The sequence below is a fragment of the Erysipelothrix aquatica genome (genome assembly GCF_009828825.1).
In the GTDB taxonomy this organism is placed as follows: Bacteria; Bacillota_I; Bacilli_A; order Erysipelotrichales; family Erysipelotrichaceae; genus Erysipelothrix; species Erysipelothrix aquatica_A.
The window spans coordinates 417,272-434,962 of sequence record NZ_WTTA01000001.1 but is presented as its reverse complement, the minus strand read 5'-3'; the positions used below and the strand labels follow the sequence as shown (position 1 = coordinate 434,962).

The 17,691-nt window shown below is 38.2% G+C and carries 19 protein-coding genes; all 19 read left to right on the top strand.

The features are described 5' to 3' along the window. Positions 1-288 precede the first annotated feature (288 nt). The 19 genes from rpsU to GVV22_RS02070 all read left to right on the top strand — a co-directional run bounded on the left by rpsU (position 289) and on the right by GVV22_RS02070 (position 17,689). Positions 289-474, top strand: coding sequence for a 30S ribosomal protein S21 (gene rpsU, locus GVV22_RS02160; RefSeq protein WP_159636479.1), 186 nt, complete (start codon positions 289-291; stop codon positions 472-474). Positions 475-547: 73 nt separating this feature from the next. Next, the gene (locus GVV22_RS02155) at positions 548-1,531 is read left to right on the top strand and encodes a PhoH family protein (RefSeq protein ID WP_159648542.1); all 984 of its coding nucleotides are present in this window, start codon (positions 548-550) and stop codon (positions 1,529-1,531) included. After that, positions 1,500-2,180: a response regulator transcription factor gene (locus tag GVV22_RS02150; RefSeq protein ID WP_159641422.1), complete on the top strand. Its 681-nt coding sequence runs from the start codon at positions 1,500-1,502 to the stop codon at positions 2,178-2,180. Before GVV22_RS02155 ends, GVV22_RS02150 begins: the two co-directional genes overlap by 32 nt. Beyond that, on the top strand, positions 2,167-3,357 hold the full coding sequence (locus tag GVV22_RS02145; RefSeq protein ID WP_236261907.1) for a sensor histidine kinase: 1,191 nt from the start codon (positions 2,167-2,169) through the stop codon (positions 3,355-3,357). Before GVV22_RS02150 ends, GVV22_RS02145 begins: the two co-directional genes overlap by 14 nt. A gap of 136 nt (positions 3,358-3,493) precedes the next feature. After that, complete coding sequence (locus GVV22_RS02140) at positions 3,494-4,402, top strand: substrate-binding domain-containing protein (RefSeq protein WP_159641420.1); 909 nt, start codon at positions 3,494-3,496, stop codon at positions 4,400-4,402. A 62-nt stretch (positions 4,403-4,464) separates the two neighbouring features. Continuing rightward, positions 4,465-5,397, top strand: coding sequence for a phosphate ABC transporter permease subunit PstC (gene pstC / locus GVV22_RS02135; protein ID WP_159636469.1), 933 nt, complete (start codon positions 4,465-4,467; stop codon positions 5,395-5,397). Next, positions 5,394-6,617: a phosphate ABC transporter permease PstA gene (gene pstA, locus GVV22_RS02130; protein WP_159648540.1), complete on the top strand. Its 1,224-nt coding sequence runs from the start codon at positions 5,394-5,396 to the stop codon at positions 6,615-6,617. Before pstC ends, pstA begins: the two co-directional genes overlap by 4 nt. A gap of 1 nt (position 6,618) precedes the next feature. Beyond that, the gene (gene pstB / locus GVV22_RS02125) at positions 6,619-7,371 is read left to right on the top strand and encodes a phosphate ABC transporter ATP-binding protein PstB (protein ID WP_159648539.1); all 753 of its coding nucleotides are present in this window, start codon (positions 6,619-6,621) and stop codon (positions 7,369-7,371) included. Between the two features lie 11 nt (positions 7,372-7,382). Next, positions 7,383-8,015 (top strand): phosphate signaling complex protein PhoU, encoded by a 633-nt coding sequence (gene phoU, locus GVV22_RS02120; protein ID WP_159648538.1) that lies wholly within the window; start codon positions 7,383-7,385, stop codon positions 8,013-8,015. A gap of 378 nt (positions 8,016-8,393) precedes the next feature. Continuing rightward, on the top strand, positions 8,394-8,837 hold the full coding sequence (gene ybeY / locus GVV22_RS02115; protein WP_159648537.1) for an rRNA maturation RNase YbeY: 444 nt from the start codon (positions 8,394-8,396) through the stop codon (positions 8,835-8,837). Then, a complete protein-coding gene (locus tag GVV22_RS02110) occupies positions 8,812-9,180 on the top strand; it encodes a diacylglycerol kinase (protein WP_159648536.1) in 369 nt (122 codons plus the stop codon). Before ybeY ends, GVV22_RS02110 begins: the two co-directional genes overlap by 26 nt. Beyond that, positions 9,177-9,572, top strand: coding sequence for a cytidine deaminase (gene cdd / locus GVV22_RS02105; RefSeq protein WP_159641416.1), 396 nt, complete (start codon positions 9,177-9,179; stop codon positions 9,570-9,572). The genes GVV22_RS02110 and cdd overlap by 4 nt, the downstream gene beginning before the upstream one ends. After that, the gene (gene era, locus GVV22_RS02100; protein ID WP_159648535.1) at positions 9,572-10,465 is read left to right on the top strand and encodes a GTPase Era; all 894 of its coding nucleotides are present in this window, start codon (positions 9,572-9,574) and stop codon (positions 10,463-10,465) included. Before cdd ends, era begins: the two co-directional genes overlap by 1 nt. After that, the gene (gene recO, locus GVV22_RS02095; RefSeq protein WP_159648534.1) at positions 10,458-11,162 is read left to right on the top strand and encodes a DNA repair protein RecO; all 705 of its coding nucleotides are present in this window, start codon (positions 10,458-10,460) and stop codon (positions 11,160-11,162) included. Before era ends, recO begins: the two co-directional genes overlap by 8 nt. Before the next feature lie 18 nt (positions 11,163-11,180). Continuing rightward, positions 11,181-12,557 carry a glycine--tRNA ligase gene (locus tag GVV22_RS02090; RefSeq protein ID WP_159636450.1) on the top strand — a complete coding sequence of 459 codons (1,377 nt, stop codon included), beginning with the start codon at positions 11,181-11,183 and terminating at the stop codon, positions 12,555-12,557. Between the two features lie 5 nt (positions 12,558-12,562). Then, complete coding sequence (gene dnaG, locus GVV22_RS02085; RefSeq protein WP_159648533.1) at positions 12,563-14,317, top strand: DNA primase; 1,755 nt, start codon at positions 12,563-12,565, stop codon at positions 14,315-14,317. Positions 14,318-14,612: 295 nt separating this feature from the next. Beyond that, a complete protein-coding gene (rpoD, locus tag GVV22_RS02080) occupies positions 14,613-15,695 on the top strand; it encodes an RNA polymerase sigma factor RpoD (protein ID WP_370456906.1) in 1,083 nt (360 codons plus the stop codon). A 3-nt stretch (positions 15,696-15,698) separates the two neighbouring features. Continuing rightward, positions 15,699-16,337: a tRNA (adenine(22)-N(1))-methyltransferase gene (locus tag GVV22_RS02075; RefSeq protein ID WP_159648532.1), complete on the top strand. Its 639-nt coding sequence runs from the start codon at positions 15,699-15,701 to the stop codon at positions 16,335-16,337. A gap of 14 nt (positions 16,338-16,351) precedes the next feature. After that, the gene (locus tag GVV22_RS02070; protein WP_159648531.1) at positions 16,352-17,689 is read left to right on the top strand and encodes a DEAD/DEAH box helicase; all 1,338 of its coding nucleotides are present in this window, start codon (positions 16,352-16,354) and stop codon (positions 17,687-17,689) included. Positions 17,690-17,691: the final 2 nt, after the last annotated feature.

The window sequence follows — 17,691 nt, the reverse complement described above, 5'->3', positions numbered from 1 at the left end:
GCATTTAGTATGCAAATTGAACATCGTAATATATGTATTATTTGGATAGAAATTGGCTTATAAATTAACCATTAGGCAAGAAATAAGAAAAACCCTTAAAAAATGGTAAAAAAAGTGAAATACCTTAAGAAAAGCGTTTCATTCTATGATTTATTATGTTAAAATGATTGAGCAGTCACAGGAAAGTGCTAAATTAATGCATATTAATATATTCATCAATCTATCTCATTCCTACAGATAAAAACTTATTTGTAACCGTGTCAGCTTGCATCAGAAGGGAGGTTAGTCATGTCGAGAATAGTAGTTAAAGAGAACGAAGGTTTGGATGATGCATTACGCAGATTTAAACGTCAAGTATCTCGTAATGGAACCCTTGCTGAGGCTCGTAAAAGAGAGTTTTATGTAAAACCAGGCGTCCGTCGTAAACTAAAATCAGAAGCGGCTCGTAAAGCGCGTCGTAAAAAACGTAAATAATTAATTAACTTGTATCCGAATAGTGATACAAGTTTTTTTTATGATATGATGTAAATAACAAGGAGGATTTCTTTTGACAACTCGAAATTTTGATTTATCGGATAGTAGTATTAGCCTACAGGATTTAGTAGGCGTGGAAAGTAAGACAGTACAAGCGGTTGAAAACCATTATAAAGTAAGAATTAATGAACGAAATAATACCTTAGAAATTTCAGGGGTTGAAGATGATGTAGAGCAAGCGGTTCGTTTTTTTGAGCTTGCGTCTGAGGTCATTAAACACTATAAGCGTATTGATGCTCAAGACTTGGACTACTTGTTTGTGCTTGTTGATAATCGTCAATCTGATCGATTTATAGAGGTTATGGACGATGTCTTGACTCGTACGTTTGCTGGTAAACCCATTCGTGCGAAAACACTTGGACAAAAACAATTGATAGACGGCATGAAGAAAAGGGATATGACGTTCGCAATTGGTCCTGCTGGAACTGGTAAAACATATTTGGCAGTTGCGTATGCAGCAGATCTTCTTAAAAAGAATGAAATTCAAAAAATTATTCTTACGCGTCCGGCCGTAGAAGCAGGAGAAAATCTTGGATTCCTTCCTGGTGACTTAAAAGAAAAAGTAGATCCGTACCTTCGTCCGTTGTATGATGCGTTGGATGATATGTTCTCAGCTGAACGAACGCAACGTTATATAGACAAAGGTATCATCGAAATTGCGCCGCTTGCGTATATGCGTGGTCGGACATTGGATGATGCAGTGGTCATTCTTGACGAAGCCCAAAATACTACTAAAGCTCAAATGATGATGTTCTTGTCACGACTTGGACGTAATTCAAAAATGATCATTACAGGTGATATTGACCAAATCGATTTGCCACGTAACGCCCAGTCGGGACTAAAAGTTGCGAAAGCATACTTGAGTGATATCCCAGAAATAGCATTTGTTAATTTATCGCATACGGATGTTGTGCGACATCCACTTGTCATAAAAATACTTAAGAAGTTTGCGGAAGGAGATCGCAATGAATCGGAAAATTCTAATAATCGAAGATGAGGAAGGCATTCGCCGACTCTTACGGTATGATTTACGTCAAATGGATTTTGAGGTAGAATCTGCGCGAGATGGTCGTGAAGGCTTACAAATGGCAAAGGAAACCAACTATGACGTCATTATTGTGGATTGGATGCTACCGTATCACTCTGGTGTTGAATTAGTTACGGAGTTTCGTAAACTTGGGATGGATTCCATTCTCATTATGTTAACAGCGAAAGATGAAGAGAGTGATATATTAGATGCATTTGAGGCGGGTGTGGATGATTATCTGACAAAGCCATTTTCGCCACGCGAACTGACTGCTCGAATCAAAGCTCATTTGCGTAGAGCAACAACATCATCGAAGAGTCATACTATTGAAGTTGGAAATATAACGGTCCTGTTAGATCAACATACTGTAAAAGTCAATGAAGATATTATTGAACTCACGAAGAAAGAGTTTGATTTATTAATCTATCTCTTGCAAAATGAGAATATTGTCCTATCGCGAGATCAAATTCTATCAGAAATATGGAATTATGATTATGATGGTGACACTCGCATTGTTGATGTTCATGTGTTTAAGTTGCGATCAAAACTAGAAGCATCGGATGTTAAAATAAATTCTTTGAGAGGGGTTGGATACGTTGCGAAACGTGAATCGAATTAATGTTATTATTTTCCTGTTTATTGCAGGGATAACCCTTTATTATCAGAACTTGATTTCGATAGTCGTCCTCATTATTGCTGCAATATGTATGCTTGCTGTGAACAATCTTAAGCAGAGTGATACTGTCCATAGTATTCGCAAGCACGCGGAAAAAGAAAAAAAAGAAGCGCATTATCGTGCAGATGATGCTACAGATAAGCTTGTTAAGTTGATTAATGCAATCCCATCACCGTTGGTCTATATTAACCAACGTGGTGATTTTGAGGTTAGCAACCAATACTTTGATCAAATGCTCGTATCACAAGCACAAAATGTCTATGATGTGAATATTGATTCGCCAATCCGTCAAACGCTTCTTGATGCCTTTCTCAATGAACAACAATTTGTGCGCCAATTCAGCTATAAGGACATCGATTATCAAGTCTTGTCAATTCCACTCTTGACTGAAACGCGACGTTATCATGGGTGTATGCTAATATTCCAAGATGTTACCCGTGTCGTTGAAGGTGAGAAGATGCAAAAACGATTTATTGCAGATGCTTCGCATGAACTTCGCACACCCATTACGTCGATTAAGGGGATGGTTGAGATTATGACACGACCAGACTTTGATGATGATCAAACGCGAACTGAGTTTTTGGATCAAACAAAAAAAGAGGTAGAGCGTCTTGACCGTATCGTTGAAGACTTGTTGCTACAATCCCGCCTACGTGCCAACCAAGTATATCTTGAGAAAACACATTTCAATTTGAAACAGTTTTTTGAAGGTTTGATTTATGATCGTCGTCAAGCGTTGCATCAACACAACATAGAAGTGCAGCTTAATTGTCCATCTGATTTAGAGATTTTTGCTGATCAGTTCCGAATGAGTCAAGTATTCTTGAACCTCTTCAATAATGCCATTAACTATGCTCATGGTGGATGCATTCGTATTGTCTGTACTGCCGAAGGCCGTCGCGTAAAGATTGATTTTTCAGATGATGGTGACGGTATCAGTGAAAATTTACTACCACATATCTTTGAACGCTTCTACCGTGGTGAAGATTCTCGTACCCGAGACACGGGAGGTAGTGGCTTAGGTCTTGCGATATCCAAATCAATCATAGAAGCCCATCGTGGTCAGTTAAGTGTCACAAGTAAAAAAGGAAACGGAACAACTTTCACAGTCAATATCTAGGAACTCATTTGAGTTCCTTTTCTTATGTATTAACAATTCTTCGCATTAATTAACGCACAATTAACAAAACGACAACTTTATTTTCATGAAGGGGGGGTAATATACATGTAGCAGGTTGATACTGCAGGAGGACACCATGAAAAAGCTATTAGTTAGTGCATTAGCTTTATTAGTATTAGTAGGATGTGGAGCACAAGGCTCAAAATCATCAGAATCAATTAAAGTTTATACTCGTGATGGATCGTCAGGAACTCGAGAAGCCTTTGAAAGCATTATTGGACTTGAATCACTCACAAGCAATAGTGCTGAAACAACTTCAAATGGAGATATGGCGAAACAAGTAAGTTCTAGCCCAGCTGGAATTGGTTATGTTTCATTAACAACAGACTTTGAAGCAAATGAATTAACACCAGTTTCATACGAAGGCGTTAATCCAACTGTGGAAACGGTTAACAACGGAACTTATAAGTTAGCACGTCCATTTAGTTTTGTAACACGTGCTGCTGGTGATTTCGGTTCACAAGAGAAAGAGCAACTTGTTGCTGCATTCCTTGATTACCTTGTAAATTCAACAGAAGGACGACAAGTCGTGTTAGCGGCTGGTGGAATTGTTGATGTCGGTGCTGGAAAACCTTGGTCTGAACTCAAAGCAAACCATCCAATCGTTGATCAAGATAACAGTGGTATCACGCTTAAAACAGGGGGATCAACATCAGTTGATAAAACAATCACTGCTGCAGTTCAATCTTTCATTCCGATGGCAGGCAATTTCAAATTTGAGCCAAACCATACAGGTTCAGGAGATGGCTTCAAACGTACACTCGGTGGTGAAAAAGACGGTGCAAACGCAATCGATATTGGTTTCGCATCCCGTGCATTTAAATCCGAAGAAACAGTAGCATCAGGCTTAATGTCTGGAGAATATGCAAAAGATGCAGTCGTTGTTGTTGTTCCAGTAAAGAACGACGCAATCAAAGATCTTACAGCAGCTCAGCTCGTGGAAATCTTTAGTGGGAACGCTAAAACATGGGCAGACATTAAGTAAGCTTAGCAATCGCTAAGCTTTTTGTCAGTAATTGAAATGTAAAAGAAAAGAAGGGTTAGATTATGAATACTCAGTGGTCCGAATCATATCAAAAACGAAAAAAGATAATCGATTTGATATTCCGTTCATTATTTAAAATTGCAGGCATTTTAGCTGCGTCGATGATTGTTTTTATTTTCATCTTTATTTTCCAAAAAGGAATTTCTGTGTTCTTGCCAACTTACGGCGATTCACAGGTTAATTTTTGGTCATTTATATCAGGCTTTACATGGCGTAATGATAAACAAATCTATGGTGTCTTGTTTATCGTTATCAATACGCTCATAACAGCATTCTTTGCGATGCTGATAGCATTCCCAGTATCAGTCTTAACAGCGCTCTTTATTGTAAAAATTGCTCCCAAAGCATTAGGCTCGATTTTAACAACCGTTATTGAGCTACTAGCTGCGATTCCGTCGGTAGTCTACGGGGTTTTCGCGTCTGGGGTTATCGTTTCTTGGGTTGACAACGTCGCGCAAGTGTTTGGTTATTCAACGTTTGGTGGTCGCTCAATGCTTGCTGTTGTTATTTTGTTAGCGATAATGGTTATCCCAACAATGACATCTCTTTCGATAGTTGCAATTAAAGCTGTAAAACCAGAGCTTGAATTAGGGTCGCTTGCACTTGGCGCTTCTAAAACACAAACAAACTTTAAAGTAGTCCTTACAAGTGCTAAGTCCGGTATTTTTGCAGGGCTCATCTTAGGACTAGCACGAGCATTTGGTGAAGCGACCGCGGTATCCATGGTTGCGGGTAATAAAGCCATGGGACCAACTTGGAATCCATTTGATATTACACGTACACTCACATCAACAATGCTCTCAGGTTTAAAAGAAACGACGGGTGTTGATTATGATATTCGCTTCTCGGTCGGAATTGTGCTGATGGTTACGATTCTTCTGTCAAACCTCATCATTCATATCGTTAAGAAGAAAGTGGGGGCAGAAGGACAATGACACAATCGCGTAAAATTAAAGATGGGATTGCTAATTTCTTTACCTATCTTGCATCATCTGCAACATTCTTAATTCTCATTGCAATTTTTGCTTTTGTTATTGCAACTGGTAAAGATACCCTGAGCATGGAAATGTTACGGAATGACTATTGGTCACAAAACTACCTCGTAGAATGGACAGACCAAACACAACAAACATTTACAAAACCTGATCATTTGGGCGACGATGTCGTTTATAGTACGAAATATGGTATTGGTTTTACAAATGAGATCAATCATGAAAAACAACGTCTGATTCGTGTATCATACATCGATGATGACTCAGTGTTTAATCAATCGGTCAACGCAACCAAAGGTCCGAGTTATGGAGAAAGTCTGACAGTATCCATTGGTGACCAAATTGAAAAAATTGAAGGTGTTAACGCAACAGGAACCACAATTCTAATGGGAACAACCTTTGCCGATAAAGCTGAATCGATGGTTATGAAACTTGATTCTACTGAGTCGCTTACATCTCTGTACTACAAAACACCCGGTGGTGGAATTTGGGGATCACTCATCGCAACCTTAATGCTCATTGGTATCTCATTGCTTTTTGCACTTCCAATTGGAATTTTTGCAGCAATCTATTTGACGGAAATTGCCCAGCCTTCAAAATTCAATAGTTTTATTGAACGTTGTATTGAAATGCTGGCTGGTGTTCCGAGTATCATTTTCGGGTTAATGGGAATTGTTGTCTTGTACCCAATTACTGCATTTTTCAATATTAGTGGTTTAAGTATCCTACTTGGTGGTATGACTATGTCTGTAATGCTTTTACCGGTCATTATCCGATCGGTTCAAGAATCGCTCATAGTTGTACCGCGAGATTATCGCTCTGCTTCACTATCCCTAGGCGCAAGCCAAACGCAAACAATCTTTAGAGTCATTCTGCCATCGGCACTGCCTGGAATTCTCTCGGCAATTTTACTTGCTGTAAGTCGTATTATTGGAGAATCCGCTGCACTTATTTACACCATGGGTACATTTATTAATGATGCACCACGTGTGGGTGAGGGTGCTACGACCCTAGCGGTCCACATTTGGTCTGTAATGAGTCATGAACAACCGAATTTTGAATTAGCAAGTGCCATCTCTATTATTATTCTTGCTTTAGTACTTGTTTTAAATTTATCAGTAAAACTTATGAGTCGTCGACTCAATAAGAAGTTAGGAGCTTAAGATGAATAGTTTTCACGTAACAGACCTTGATTTGTTTTATGGCGATAATCATGCCCTCAAGAGTCTAAGTATTGATATTAAAAAACAAAAGGTAACCGCATTTATTGGACCATCAGGTTGTGGGAAATCAACGTTTTTACGCACATTTAATCGTATGAACGATCTTATTCCCAATGCGCGCATTGAAGGGACCATCGAATTTGATGGAGCAAACATTTATGCGCCCAAAACAGATGTTGTTGAATTGCGAACAAAGGTTGGGATGGTTTTCCAACATCCAAACCCGTTCCCAATGAGTATCTATGATAATGTCGCATACGGATTACGGGTTCAAGGGATTAAAGACCGTAAAATTCTTGACGAAGTTGTTAAGGAATCATTGCAAAAAGCGGCACTTTACGATGAAGTTAAAGATCGTTTAAATCAGTCAGCACTTCGTCTCTCTGGGGGTCAACAACAGCGTCTTTGCATCGCACGTGCGATTGCACTCAAACCTGAAGTTATTTTGATGGATGAGCCAACATCGGCATTAGATCCAATTGCTACTGCAAAAATTGAAGAACTTATAGTAGAATTAAAGAAAGACTTTACAATTGTGATCGTTACGCACTCAATGCAACAAGCAGCACGTATTAGTGATATGACAGCATTCTTCTTATTAGGGGAAATTGTAGAGTATGATGAAACGAAGAAATTATTCCATACGCCTAAAGATAAACGTACGGAAGACTATATTACGGGTCGATTCGGATAGGGAGGTCCACAATGAGAATTGAAGACAAAATGATTGATTTCGAAAGCGAATTGCTAGAAATGGCATCACGTGTCCGTAAATCAATGTCACAGGCAATTGAAGCATTAAACACACACGATAAAGAACTTGCGTTACATGTTATTGAACGTGATGATCAAGTCAATTACTACGACGAAAGCATTAACGACTCAGCAATCCAAACATTATCGTTAATGCAACCGGTCGCACGCGATCTACGTTTGCTCGTAGGTGGTATTAAAATTGCGACTGATCTTGAGCGCATCGGTGATTATGCGAAAAATATAGGTCGATTTGTGATTAAAAGCAATGTCGACAAGGAATTTCTTAATGAAGAAATTACAGAATTAGGTAATATTTTCCTTGATAATTTCGATAATGTTATTGAAGCCTTGAAAGCACTGAATGTAAAACAAGCATACGCAGCTGCAGAGTTGGATGATAACCTTGACGAAGCATTCGCAAAAGTTATGATGAAATTTGTTGATATTGCGGAAAAAGAAGGCCGTTTCCCAATTGAGACGACAGGAATTCTAAGAAATATTGAACGTGCTGGTGATCATGCTAAGAATATCTGTGAGCAGATAATCTATATCGCCAAGGGTCAACACGTTGATTTTGGATAAAAACTACCGGATGGTAGTTTTTTTCTCACCTTCGAGCAAATATCGGTTCTAATTTAAGTTGGAGGTATAAGACAAGAAGTATGTAAATGATGATATTGACCCTAGATACAATGAATTTCGTACTCGCCAACACTTGGTAAGATGTTAATGGTGGGAAGATATCGTCTGTAAAATATACATCTTGTCTTAAGTAAGGGTATCGGCGCCGAATTAAACCACTTAACCAGTAGCATTTACTACTGGTTTTTTATATAATGAACATACTAAAAACAATTGGAAAAGATAACATCTTAAAGTGTCAAATAGACATTTTCAGTGGGTGTTATCTTGTTTCAATGTGTTTTAGCCTGTGATATAATAGATTAGGATGTGATAATTATGCAAATAAACTATATTAATAACAGTTCAGAAGCGTCATGGCGAGCCTATCAAAAATATTTAAAGCCAATTCTGAAAGAAACGTTACGTTTAACAGGGAATCAAGAACAGGTGAGTGTTAACGTCGTGTTGGTTGACGATGCTGAAATTCATACATACAACAAGGATTTTCGTGATATTGATAGACCAACCGATGTGCTGAGTTTTGAAGATGGAGAAACTGAAGATGGAATCTTCCAAATGGGAGACATTATCATTAGTGTTGATGCAATTCGACGTCAAGCAACAGACTATGAACATACACTCAAAAGAGAGTTCTGCTTTTTAGTTGCACACGGCTATCTACATTTACTCGGATATGACCATCATACTCCTGAGGAAGAGAAAGAAATGTTTGGGCTTCAAAAGGAGATACTCAATGACATCGCTCCAAAAAACGATTAAGCGCGGGGCATCAAAATTTGGTGCGGCATTCGCTGGAATAAAAGCTGGGCTTTTATATGATCGAAGCATTTTGCTTCAAGTCGTTCTTGGTGTAATTACTGTCATTGTTTTTACACTTCTTGATATAAGTACAGTGGAGTGGTTGTTTGTAATTAGTGCGATTTTCATTGTCTTAATTACAGAGTTTTTGAATTCCGCAGTGGAAGATTTATGTGACTTGCTCATTCAAAGTTACAATTTACATGTAAAGGAAATAAAAGATATTGCAGCAGCGGCAGTACTTCTAGCAGCAATATACGCAATTATAGTGGCCAGTGTTATTCTGGCGGGGAGAATCTTATGAAAGAAGAATTGATTGAATTAGCATTTGGTGCAATGGAAAATGCATATGCGCCATATTCCAATTACCATGTTGGATCATGCATTCGTACGCGTGATGGGCAAACATTCATTGGTGCAAACATTGAAAATGCTTCGTATGGAGCAACGAACTGTGGCGAGCGATCTGCCGTATTTGCATGTTACTCACATGGTTATCGTGCAGATGATATTGTAGGGATTGCGATTGTAACCGATGGCGATATACTTGCGGGCCCATGTGGAATATGTCGTCAAGTACTTTCGGAACTTCTTCATGAAGATACGCCAATTTATCTGTCAAACCGTAAAGAAACACAGACAACGAATATGCAAAATTTATTGCCGATGATGTTTGGAAAGAAGGACCTTAAATAGTGAGTTTTAAATCAGGATTTATATCTATTATTGGACGACCTAATGCAGGGAAATCCACATTAATTAATCAACTGGTAAAACAAAAAATTGCAATTGTTTCCGAGAAAGCACAAACGACACGCGATGCAATTATTGGGGTACTAACAGAAGAAGAATATCAACTTGTATTTATTGATACACCTGGAATTCATAAACCAAAGCACGAATTAGGATCACGCATGAATCGCGCATCATACGCTCACTTTAAAGGTGTTGATGTAATTTACTATATCATCGATGGGACCGAGCCTTTTGGTAAAGGTGATCAGTTCGTTATGGATAAATTGGCGACAGTTAAACTTCCTAAATTCCTTATCATCAACAAAGTTGATGCGATGAGTGAAAATGACTTGATTGCGAAAATCAACCAATTTTCTGAATTTGGGTTCACTGAAATTATTCCGATTTCTGCGAAAGAAAACAATAATGTCGACAAGCTGTTAGAAGTCACACTTGAATATACGGAAGAAGGGGTTATGTATTACCCTAAAGACCAAGTAAGTGCCTATCCTGAACAATTTATTTACGCAGAAATTATTCGTGAAAAAATCTTACAATTAACTGAAGAAGAAATTCCACATTCAGTTGCTGTAACGATTGAACGTATTGTGAAGAAAAAGAATTCGACACTTATTAATGCGGTAATTCTTGTTGATCGAATGTCTCAGAAAGGAATAATCATTGGAAAACAAGGGTCAATGATTAAAGAAATTGGATTGCGTGCTCGTGAAGAGTTAGAAACAATTATCGGCGAAAGTGTCTATTTAGAGACATTTGTTCGTGTTGAGAAAAACTGGCGAAACCGCAGTCGAATGCTAAATCAATTAGGTTATATCGAAACTGAGTATGAGTAACCAATCGAGTGATATTGGTTTTGTATTAAGTACGACACCATATAGAGAATTTGACTGTATGGTGCATTTTCTTGGGGAAAAGTCAGGTTTGATCAGACTTGTTGTTCCAGGATACTATAAACCCACTTCAAAACAAGGAAGTTTGGGGTTAGAATTTTCAAAAGTAAACTATCGGTTTAACTTTAAAGAAAACAGTTTAAATCGAGTCAGAACGGGAGAACTCTTAGAGAGTCATCACCAATTACGACAAAATTTTAAGTGGTTACTGCAAATGTCTTTGATTTGTGAGATAATCATTCGGACCTATGATCCAAGTCATCATGACATTTTCTATGCAAGAATGGATAAAATTATGGGAAGTGACACGACGCAGACGCAGATAATTTTAGCAATCACTGAAATAATTAGGCTCCAGGGAGTTTCTCCCAATGTCGATGCGTGTGTCCGATGTGGGGATACGGGAATTAATACATTCTCCATTGATTACGGGGGTTTTCTGTGTGCTAAGCACAGTCCGTCGACACATAAAGATTCAAAAATGGTATTGGTTGCATTAAAAGGTCTGTTTGATAATCAAGATGTTGAAGCATATCTCAATTCATTTGATACTACGCCACTATTGGAGAGACTTGTGCGCTATTTAGAATATCATTCTGATATGACATTAAATAGTTGGCAACTCATGTTAAATGTTTAAATATTGAAAGGTGATATTATGAAGAATAAGAATTTTGAAACAGTCGTTAACCATGTACGAACTTCGGGATTTGTTTTCCAAGGAAGTGAAATTTATGGTGGTTTAGCAAATACATGGGACTTTGGACCATTAGGAGTTGAACTCAAAGAAAATGTAAAGAAATTATGGTGGGAGTCCTTTGTTTCACGCAATCCTTATAACGTTGGAATCCAATCTGCGATTCTAATGAATCCGCAGGTTTGGAAAGCAAGTGGCCACTTAGATACATTCAATGATCCACTCATGGATTGTCGCATCTGTAATACACGTCACCGTGCAGATAAACTAATCGAAGAATTTAGTGATGTAGAAATAAATGCGGGAATTATGACTTTGGAAGAAATGGAAAACTATATCGAAACACATAAAGTTCCATGTCCAAAATGTGGTGGACACGATTTCACGAAGATTCGTCAGTTTAATTTAATGTTTAAAACATTCCAAGGCGTTATCGAAGATAGTTCAAATGCTATCTATTTACGTCCGGAAACTGCGCAAGGAATGTTTGTAAACTATCGAAATGTTCAACGCTCAATGCGTAAAAAATTACCATTCGGTATTGCTCAAATTGGTAAATCTTTTAGAAATGAAATCACACCAGGTCAGTTTATTTTCCGTACACGTGAGTTTGAACAAATGGAACTTGAATTCTTTGTTAAACCAGGTGAAGATATTAAATGGTATGAGCACTGGCAAAAATTTGCAATGGATTGGTTGGTAAGTCTTGGTATAGATCGTGATAATTTACGAATTCGCGAGCATGATGCTGAAGAATTATCACACTACTCGGTAGCAACTTCAGATATCGAATACCGTTACCCATGGGGCTTTGATGAGCTTTGGGGTATTGCTGATAGAACTGACTTTGACCTTAAACAGCACCAAGAACACTCAAAAGTAAGCATGGAGTATCATGATCCTGAAACCAACGAAAAGTATATTCCTTATACTGTTGAGCCATCATTAGGAGTGGAACGCTTGATGCTGGCACTTATGTGTGAAGCATACGATGAAGAAACGCTTGAAAATGACGATACACGAATTGTTATGCATTTCCATCCTAAAGTTGCACCAACTCAAGTAACAGTATTGCCACTTTCAAAAAAATTAGGTGAAAAAGCGACTGAAGTGATGCATGAATTAATTGGCGATTTCGCATGTGACTATGATGAAACTGGAAGTATTGGAAAACGCTACCGTCGTCAGGATGCAGTTGGAACACCATACTGTATTACAGTTGACTTTGACTCTTTAGAAGATAACCAAGTTACAATTCGTTTCCGTGATTCGATGGAACAAAAACGTGTTACGATTGATGAAGCTAAATCAATCATGAAACAAGAAATTTACGGGTGATGTAAATGCGGCGAATGCCAGAAGAACTCATCAACGATATCCGCTCAAAGAGTGATATCGTTGATACAATTTCACAGTATATGACGCTGACGAAAAAGGGCAAAAACTATTGGGGAGTTTGTCCTTTTCATGATGACCACGATCCATCGATGTCGGTTTCTCCCGATCGTCAAATTTACAAATGCTTTGTATGTGGTGCAGCAGGTAATGTGTTTTCATTTATAGAAAACTTTGAACATATTACCTTTATTGAATCAGTGACACGGGTTGCGAGTCGCCTTAACATAGACGTCTCAGAGTACCAAACGGTCAATGTTGTACCGAAGGACCCCGAAAAAGAAAAGCTTTATGAGGCACTCAAAGAGGCGCAACAATTTACTGCATTACAATTATCAACTAAAGATGGTAAAGAAGCACACGAAAAGTTGCAACAAAGAGGGTATACTCAAGCTACGATTGACCGGTTCGGCATCGGTGTAGCACTTGGTAATAATCAAATATACAATTATCTATCCGCTAAAGGATTTGACGATGAATTATTGATTAAAGCAGACCTTATCCGAATGACAGATGATGGTTTTAGAGATGTTTTTTACAATCGGATTATGTTCCCTTTGCACGATCCATATGGGAAAACAATTGGGTTTAGTGCTCGAGCTTTGCATGATTCAAATTCCGTCAAATACATCAATACGTCCGAAACTGAAGTGTATACCAAGGGAAATATGGTCTATAACTTTCATAATGCGAAGGAATATGCGCGAAAAGAAGGATATTTAATCATTACTGAAGGGGTAACAGATGCGATTTCATTTAGTACCATAGGCGTTGAGAATGTCGTGTCCCTATTAGGAGTAGCTTGTACTCCACAGCAGATTAGAATCTTGAAACAAGCAACTAACGACATCGTGTTAGCGTTTGACGGGGACCGTGCCGGTCTTGAAGCGACATTTGCCATTGGACAGAAGTTAAGAGATGCGCAATGTACAGTGTCAATATGGTATAATGATACAGGTATGGACCCAGATGATGCGATACGAAATCTTGGTCCGGAAAAAGTGAAAAGCGGTCTGGTAGACCGCATTGGTTGGCTTGATTTTCTAATTAGTTATGCAATTGGAAATTATGGTCTCGAATCATTTGAAAATCGTAAGCGTATTGTAGAATTTATGCTCGAACATTTACGGACCGAAGATGAATTGACCCAAAGTTACTACACGAAGAAAACTGCAGATATGACGAATTTTGAAGTAAGTGTTTTAAATCAACAATTACAAGCAAAAGTTCAAGCACCAATCCATCGACAGACACCCCTAGTTGTTCAGAGTAAAGACTATAAAGTACTGATACCTGAGCGCGCTATCTTAAAGCAAATGTTGGAGTCGAAAGAAGCAGCATACCAATACCGTGACCAACTTGGATTTTTGGTCAATGATATCGCAACTGATTTTGCATTAATTATTCTTGATTTGTATCGTAAAAACGATGCAATTGAAATCGCTGATATCTTATCACATGATATTCAAGAAAATATGAGACAATTTGCAATAGAAATCGATTCGAGTGATGTTGTTGGTGACTACGATGTTCGCAGTCTCGAACAGAACATAGCGCTAATTCGCACTGAATTGAGTCGCCTTGGGATTCGAGGGCTAAAAGATGAAGGCCGGAAGCAACTTCAACTTGATGAGCAACAAAGGCTACTTGAAGCTGCAATACGATTAAAAAGAGAGAATAATAATCAAGGAGGAGAGAATTAGTATGACACGTAAAAAAATGAAAACACTTGATGAAGTAAAAGAGTTTTTTATCAAAGAAAATGAAAAACAAGGTGCCTTACTGAATGCTGTTGTTGAAAAATCGACAAGTCATTTATCACTAAGTGACGAAGATAACGAGGAATTGTTCCAATGGTTTAGCGATAACGATATTCGTTTAGTAGATGAAATCGGTGAAGCAGAAATTTCTGAAGAAATGATCGAAGACGATGATGAAATTGCTGAAGAGTATCTTGGTGAGGATGGCGAAGATGGCGAAGGGCCATTCGACGATTCAATGAACAAAGTTGACCTCAGCTCCTATGAAAATGAATTAACAAGTGCCAACATGGTTCGTATTAATGATCCAGTTAAAATGTATCTCAAAGAGATAGGCCGCGTTAACTTACTCGATGCGAAAGATGAGCCAGAAATTGCACGTCGACTCCAAGAAGGGGAAGAAGCACGGGTTCTCATTATAAATATTTATCGCGAGCGCTATGCACCAGATGTAACCGATGAAGAATTTGATGAATTATTAACGACTATTAAAATTGAAGAAATATTTGAAATCCTGAAAGAACATTTTGTTGATGATGAAGCAAACCTTGCTTATATCGAAAACTGTGAAACTACTTATTATGACGGGCTCGAAGCACGCCGTATTTTGATTTCAGCAAACTTACGTCTTGTCGTATCGATTGCTAAAAAATACGTTGGTCGTGGTATGTTGTTCCTTGACTTAATTCAAGAAGGAAACATGGGGCTTGTTAAGGCTGTTGAAAAATTTGACTATACAAAAGGCTTTAAGTTCTCAACATACGCAACATGGTGGATTCGCCAAGCAATCACACGTGCGATTGCTGACCAAGCGCGTACTATTCGTATCCCAGTTCACATGGTGGAGACTATCAATAAATTAACACGGATTCAACGTTCATTAGTCCAAACATTAGGACGTGAACCAACAGCAGAAGAGATTGCCGCTGAAATGGAAAATATGACACCTGATAAAGTACGCGAGATTCAAAAAATTGCACTTGATCCGGTATCACTCGAAACCCCAATTGGTGAAGAAGATGATTCACATCTTGGTGATTTCATTGAAGATAAAGATGCGATGTCACCCGATGACTATGCAAATAATCAACTCTTAAAAGAAGAAATTAATATGGTTTTAGAGGGTCTTACTGAACGTGAAGAAAAAGTCTTGCGTCTTCGTTTTGGTCTTGAAGATGGCCGTACTCGTACGCTTGAAGAAGTGGGTAAAGAATTTAATGTCACACGCGAACGGATTCGTCAAATTGAGGCAAAAGCGCTTCGTAAATTGAAACATCCAACACGTTCAAAACGTCTTCGTGACTTTGTTGACAAACGATAATTTATGAAGTTATCGCAACGATTACAAAGACTATTAGATATGGTTCCTGAAGGATCACGAATGGCAGATATTGGGACTGATCATGGGTTACTCATGATCAAATGTCTTGAAGATGGCATTTGTGACTTTGCCTATGGACTCGATATTGCCCCGATGCCTTTGGATGCAGCACGTCAAAACGTCGTGAAATATCATTATGAAGATGTGACGGAGCTTGTTTTAAGCGATGGTCTCAAATCATTTAAAGGGCTTGCAAATTGCTATGTCGCTGCTGGTATGGGAGCGGAAACGATTTGGGAAATTATCAAAGATTATCCATTTAAGGATAACGATGTGATTTTGATACAGTCTAATACTAAAAATGCATGGTTTCGGGATATTGTGTCACAATCGGGGTTTACGATTGTCGACGAGGCGTTCCTAATGGAACGCGACATCCCAGTCTTTATGATGAAGCTCCAAAAGACCGGAATTGCTGTCAAACTAAGTTATGAGGAGATGACTCTCGGTCCAATTCTTATGAAGAATCTGGATACTGACTACAAGAAATATCTGATGGGACGTAAAGATCATCTAGATCGCATCAAGCAACATGATTCGACGCTTGAAGAAGAATTTCAATTATTAAACAAAATTGTATAGAAAGGAGTGTTAGTATGAATAATATCAATAAAGCACTAATTAAGAAAAATGGTTTTAAATCATTAACATCAGTTCAAGAAAAGGTGCTCGACCAAATCTCAAAAAAACGTGACTTGATTGTAAAATCGGACACGGGTACAGGGAAAACACATGCCTTTCTATTTGCGATTTTAGAACTTATTGAAGTAGATTTAGAACAAACACAAGCAGTAATACTCGCGCCGACACGCGAACTAGCAATGCAAATTTTCGAGTTTTCGAAAGATATCATGGAAATCGATGATCGATATACGATCGATTTAGCCATTGGAGGTATGGACAACTCACGTTTACGCAGTAAACTTGAAAAACAGCCCCATATTTTAATCACAACACCAGGTAAACTTTTAGATATACTATCTTGGAATGTTATTCGTATGGACTATATCAAAGCTTTTATTGTTGATGAGGCCGATATGATGCTGGACTATGGATTTATCGAAGAAGTAAACACTATTGCCTCACGAATTAAAGATGATGCGGTATTTATGTTATTTAGTGCGACAATTCCACAAGGATTACGTGCATTTATTAAAAAATATTTGAAAAATCCAATTGAAGTTGTTTCTGAGGAAGAAGTTTTAAAACCTCGAATTGAACATATTTTAATTAATCAACGTCATCGTGATATGAATGAGGCGGTTCTGGATGTTCTTGGAAGCATTAATCCATTACTTGCCATTGTATTTACAAATACAAAAACACAAGCAACTGAGATTGCTGCATATTTACGTGATTATGGTATTGATTGTGTTGAAATTCATGGTGATGTGAGTGACCGTGGACGTAAACAAGTTATTAGCCGAATTCATAGCAAAAAAGTTCGTTACATCGTTGCAACTGATTTGGCGGCTCGTGGTATCGATTTACCAGAGATTAGCCATGTTATTAATGCAGGATTGCCAACCCACGATTTGGACTTCTACACACACCGTACAGGCCGTACAGGCCGTAGTGGTCGTGAAGGGTTTGCGATTAGTATCGTTGGACCTAAAGATCAAAGTTCGGTCACACGTTTGATGAAAACCGGTGTGAACTTTGAATATAAACGGATTCGTGATGGTCAATTGGATGATGTCCGTCCTTGGTATAATATTCAGAAACGTACAAAACAACTTGATCCTGAAGTTGTTCAAATTCTAAACCGTAAAAACGTTAAAGTTAAACCGGGTTATAAGAAAAAACGAAAACGTGAAATTGAATCACTAATGCAAAAGAAACGTAGAGATATGATTCGAAATGAGATTCGTGAGCAAAAGAAAGAACGTGCTAAAGAACGCCAACGTGAACGTGAGACTTACGAAAATTCATAGGA

What these genes read in the sequence shown, in the direction of transcription:
- rpsU (WP_159636479.1), top strand. Translation starts at nt 289, where the DNA reads ATGTCGAGAATAGTAGTTAAAGAGAACGAAGGTTTGGATGATGCATTA.
- GVV22_RS02150 (WP_159641422.1), top strand. Translation starts at nt 1,500, where the DNA reads ATGAATCGGAAAATTCTAATAATCGAAGATGAGGAAGGCATTCGCCGA.
- GVV22_RS02140 (WP_159641420.1), top strand. Translation starts at nt 3,494, where the DNA reads ATGAAAAAGCTATTAGTTAGTGCATTAGCTTTATTAGTATTAGTAGGA.
- pstC (WP_159636469.1), top strand. Translation starts at nt 4,465, where the DNA reads ATGAATACTCAGTGGTCCGAATCATATCAAAAACGAAAAAAGATAATC.
- pstA (WP_159648540.1), top strand. Translation starts at nt 5,394, where the DNA reads ATGACACAATCGCGTAAAATTAAAGATGGGATTGCTAATTTCTTTACC.
- pstB (WP_159648539.1), top strand. Translation starts at nt 6,619, where the DNA reads ATGAATAGTTTTCACGTAACAGACCTTGATTTGTTTTATGGCGATAAT.
- phoU (WP_159648538.1), top strand. Translation starts at nt 7,383, where the DNA reads ATGAGAATTGAAGACAAAATGATTGATTTCGAAAGCGAATTGCTAGAA.
- ybeY (WP_159648537.1), top strand. Translation starts at nt 8,394, where the DNA reads ATGCAAATAAACTATATTAATAACAGTTCAGAAGCGTCATGGCGAGCC.
- GVV22_RS02110 (WP_159648536.1), top strand. Translation starts at nt 8,812, where the DNA reads ATGACATCGCTCCAAAAAACGATTAAGCGCGGGGCATCAAAATTTGGT.
- cdd (WP_159641416.1), top strand. Translation starts at nt 9,177, where the DNA reads ATGAAAGAAGAATTGATTGAATTAGCATTTGGTGCAATGGAAAATGCA.
- recO (WP_159648534.1), top strand. Translation starts at nt 10,458, where the DNA reads ATGAGTAACCAATCGAGTGATATTGGTTTTGTATTAAGTACGACACCA.
- GVV22_RS02090 (WP_159636450.1), top strand. Translation starts at nt 11,181, where the DNA reads ATGAAGAATAAGAATTTTGAAACAGTCGTTAACCATGTACGAACTTCG.
- dnaG (WP_159648533.1), top strand. Translation starts at nt 12,563, where the DNA reads ATGCGGCGAATGCCAGAAGAACTCATCAACGATATCCGCTCAAAGAGT.
- rpoD (WP_370456906.1), top strand. Translation starts at nt 14,613, where the DNA reads ATGAACAAAGTTGACCTCAGCTCCTATGAAAATGAATTAACAAGTGCC.
- GVV22_RS02075 (WP_159648532.1), top strand. Translation starts at nt 15,699, where the DNA reads ATGAAGTTATCGCAACGATTACAAAGACTATTAGATATGGTTCCTGAA.
- GVV22_RS02070 (WP_159648531.1), top strand. Translation starts at nt 16,352, where the DNA reads ATGAATAATATCAATAAAGCACTAATTAAGAAAAATGGTTTTAAATCA.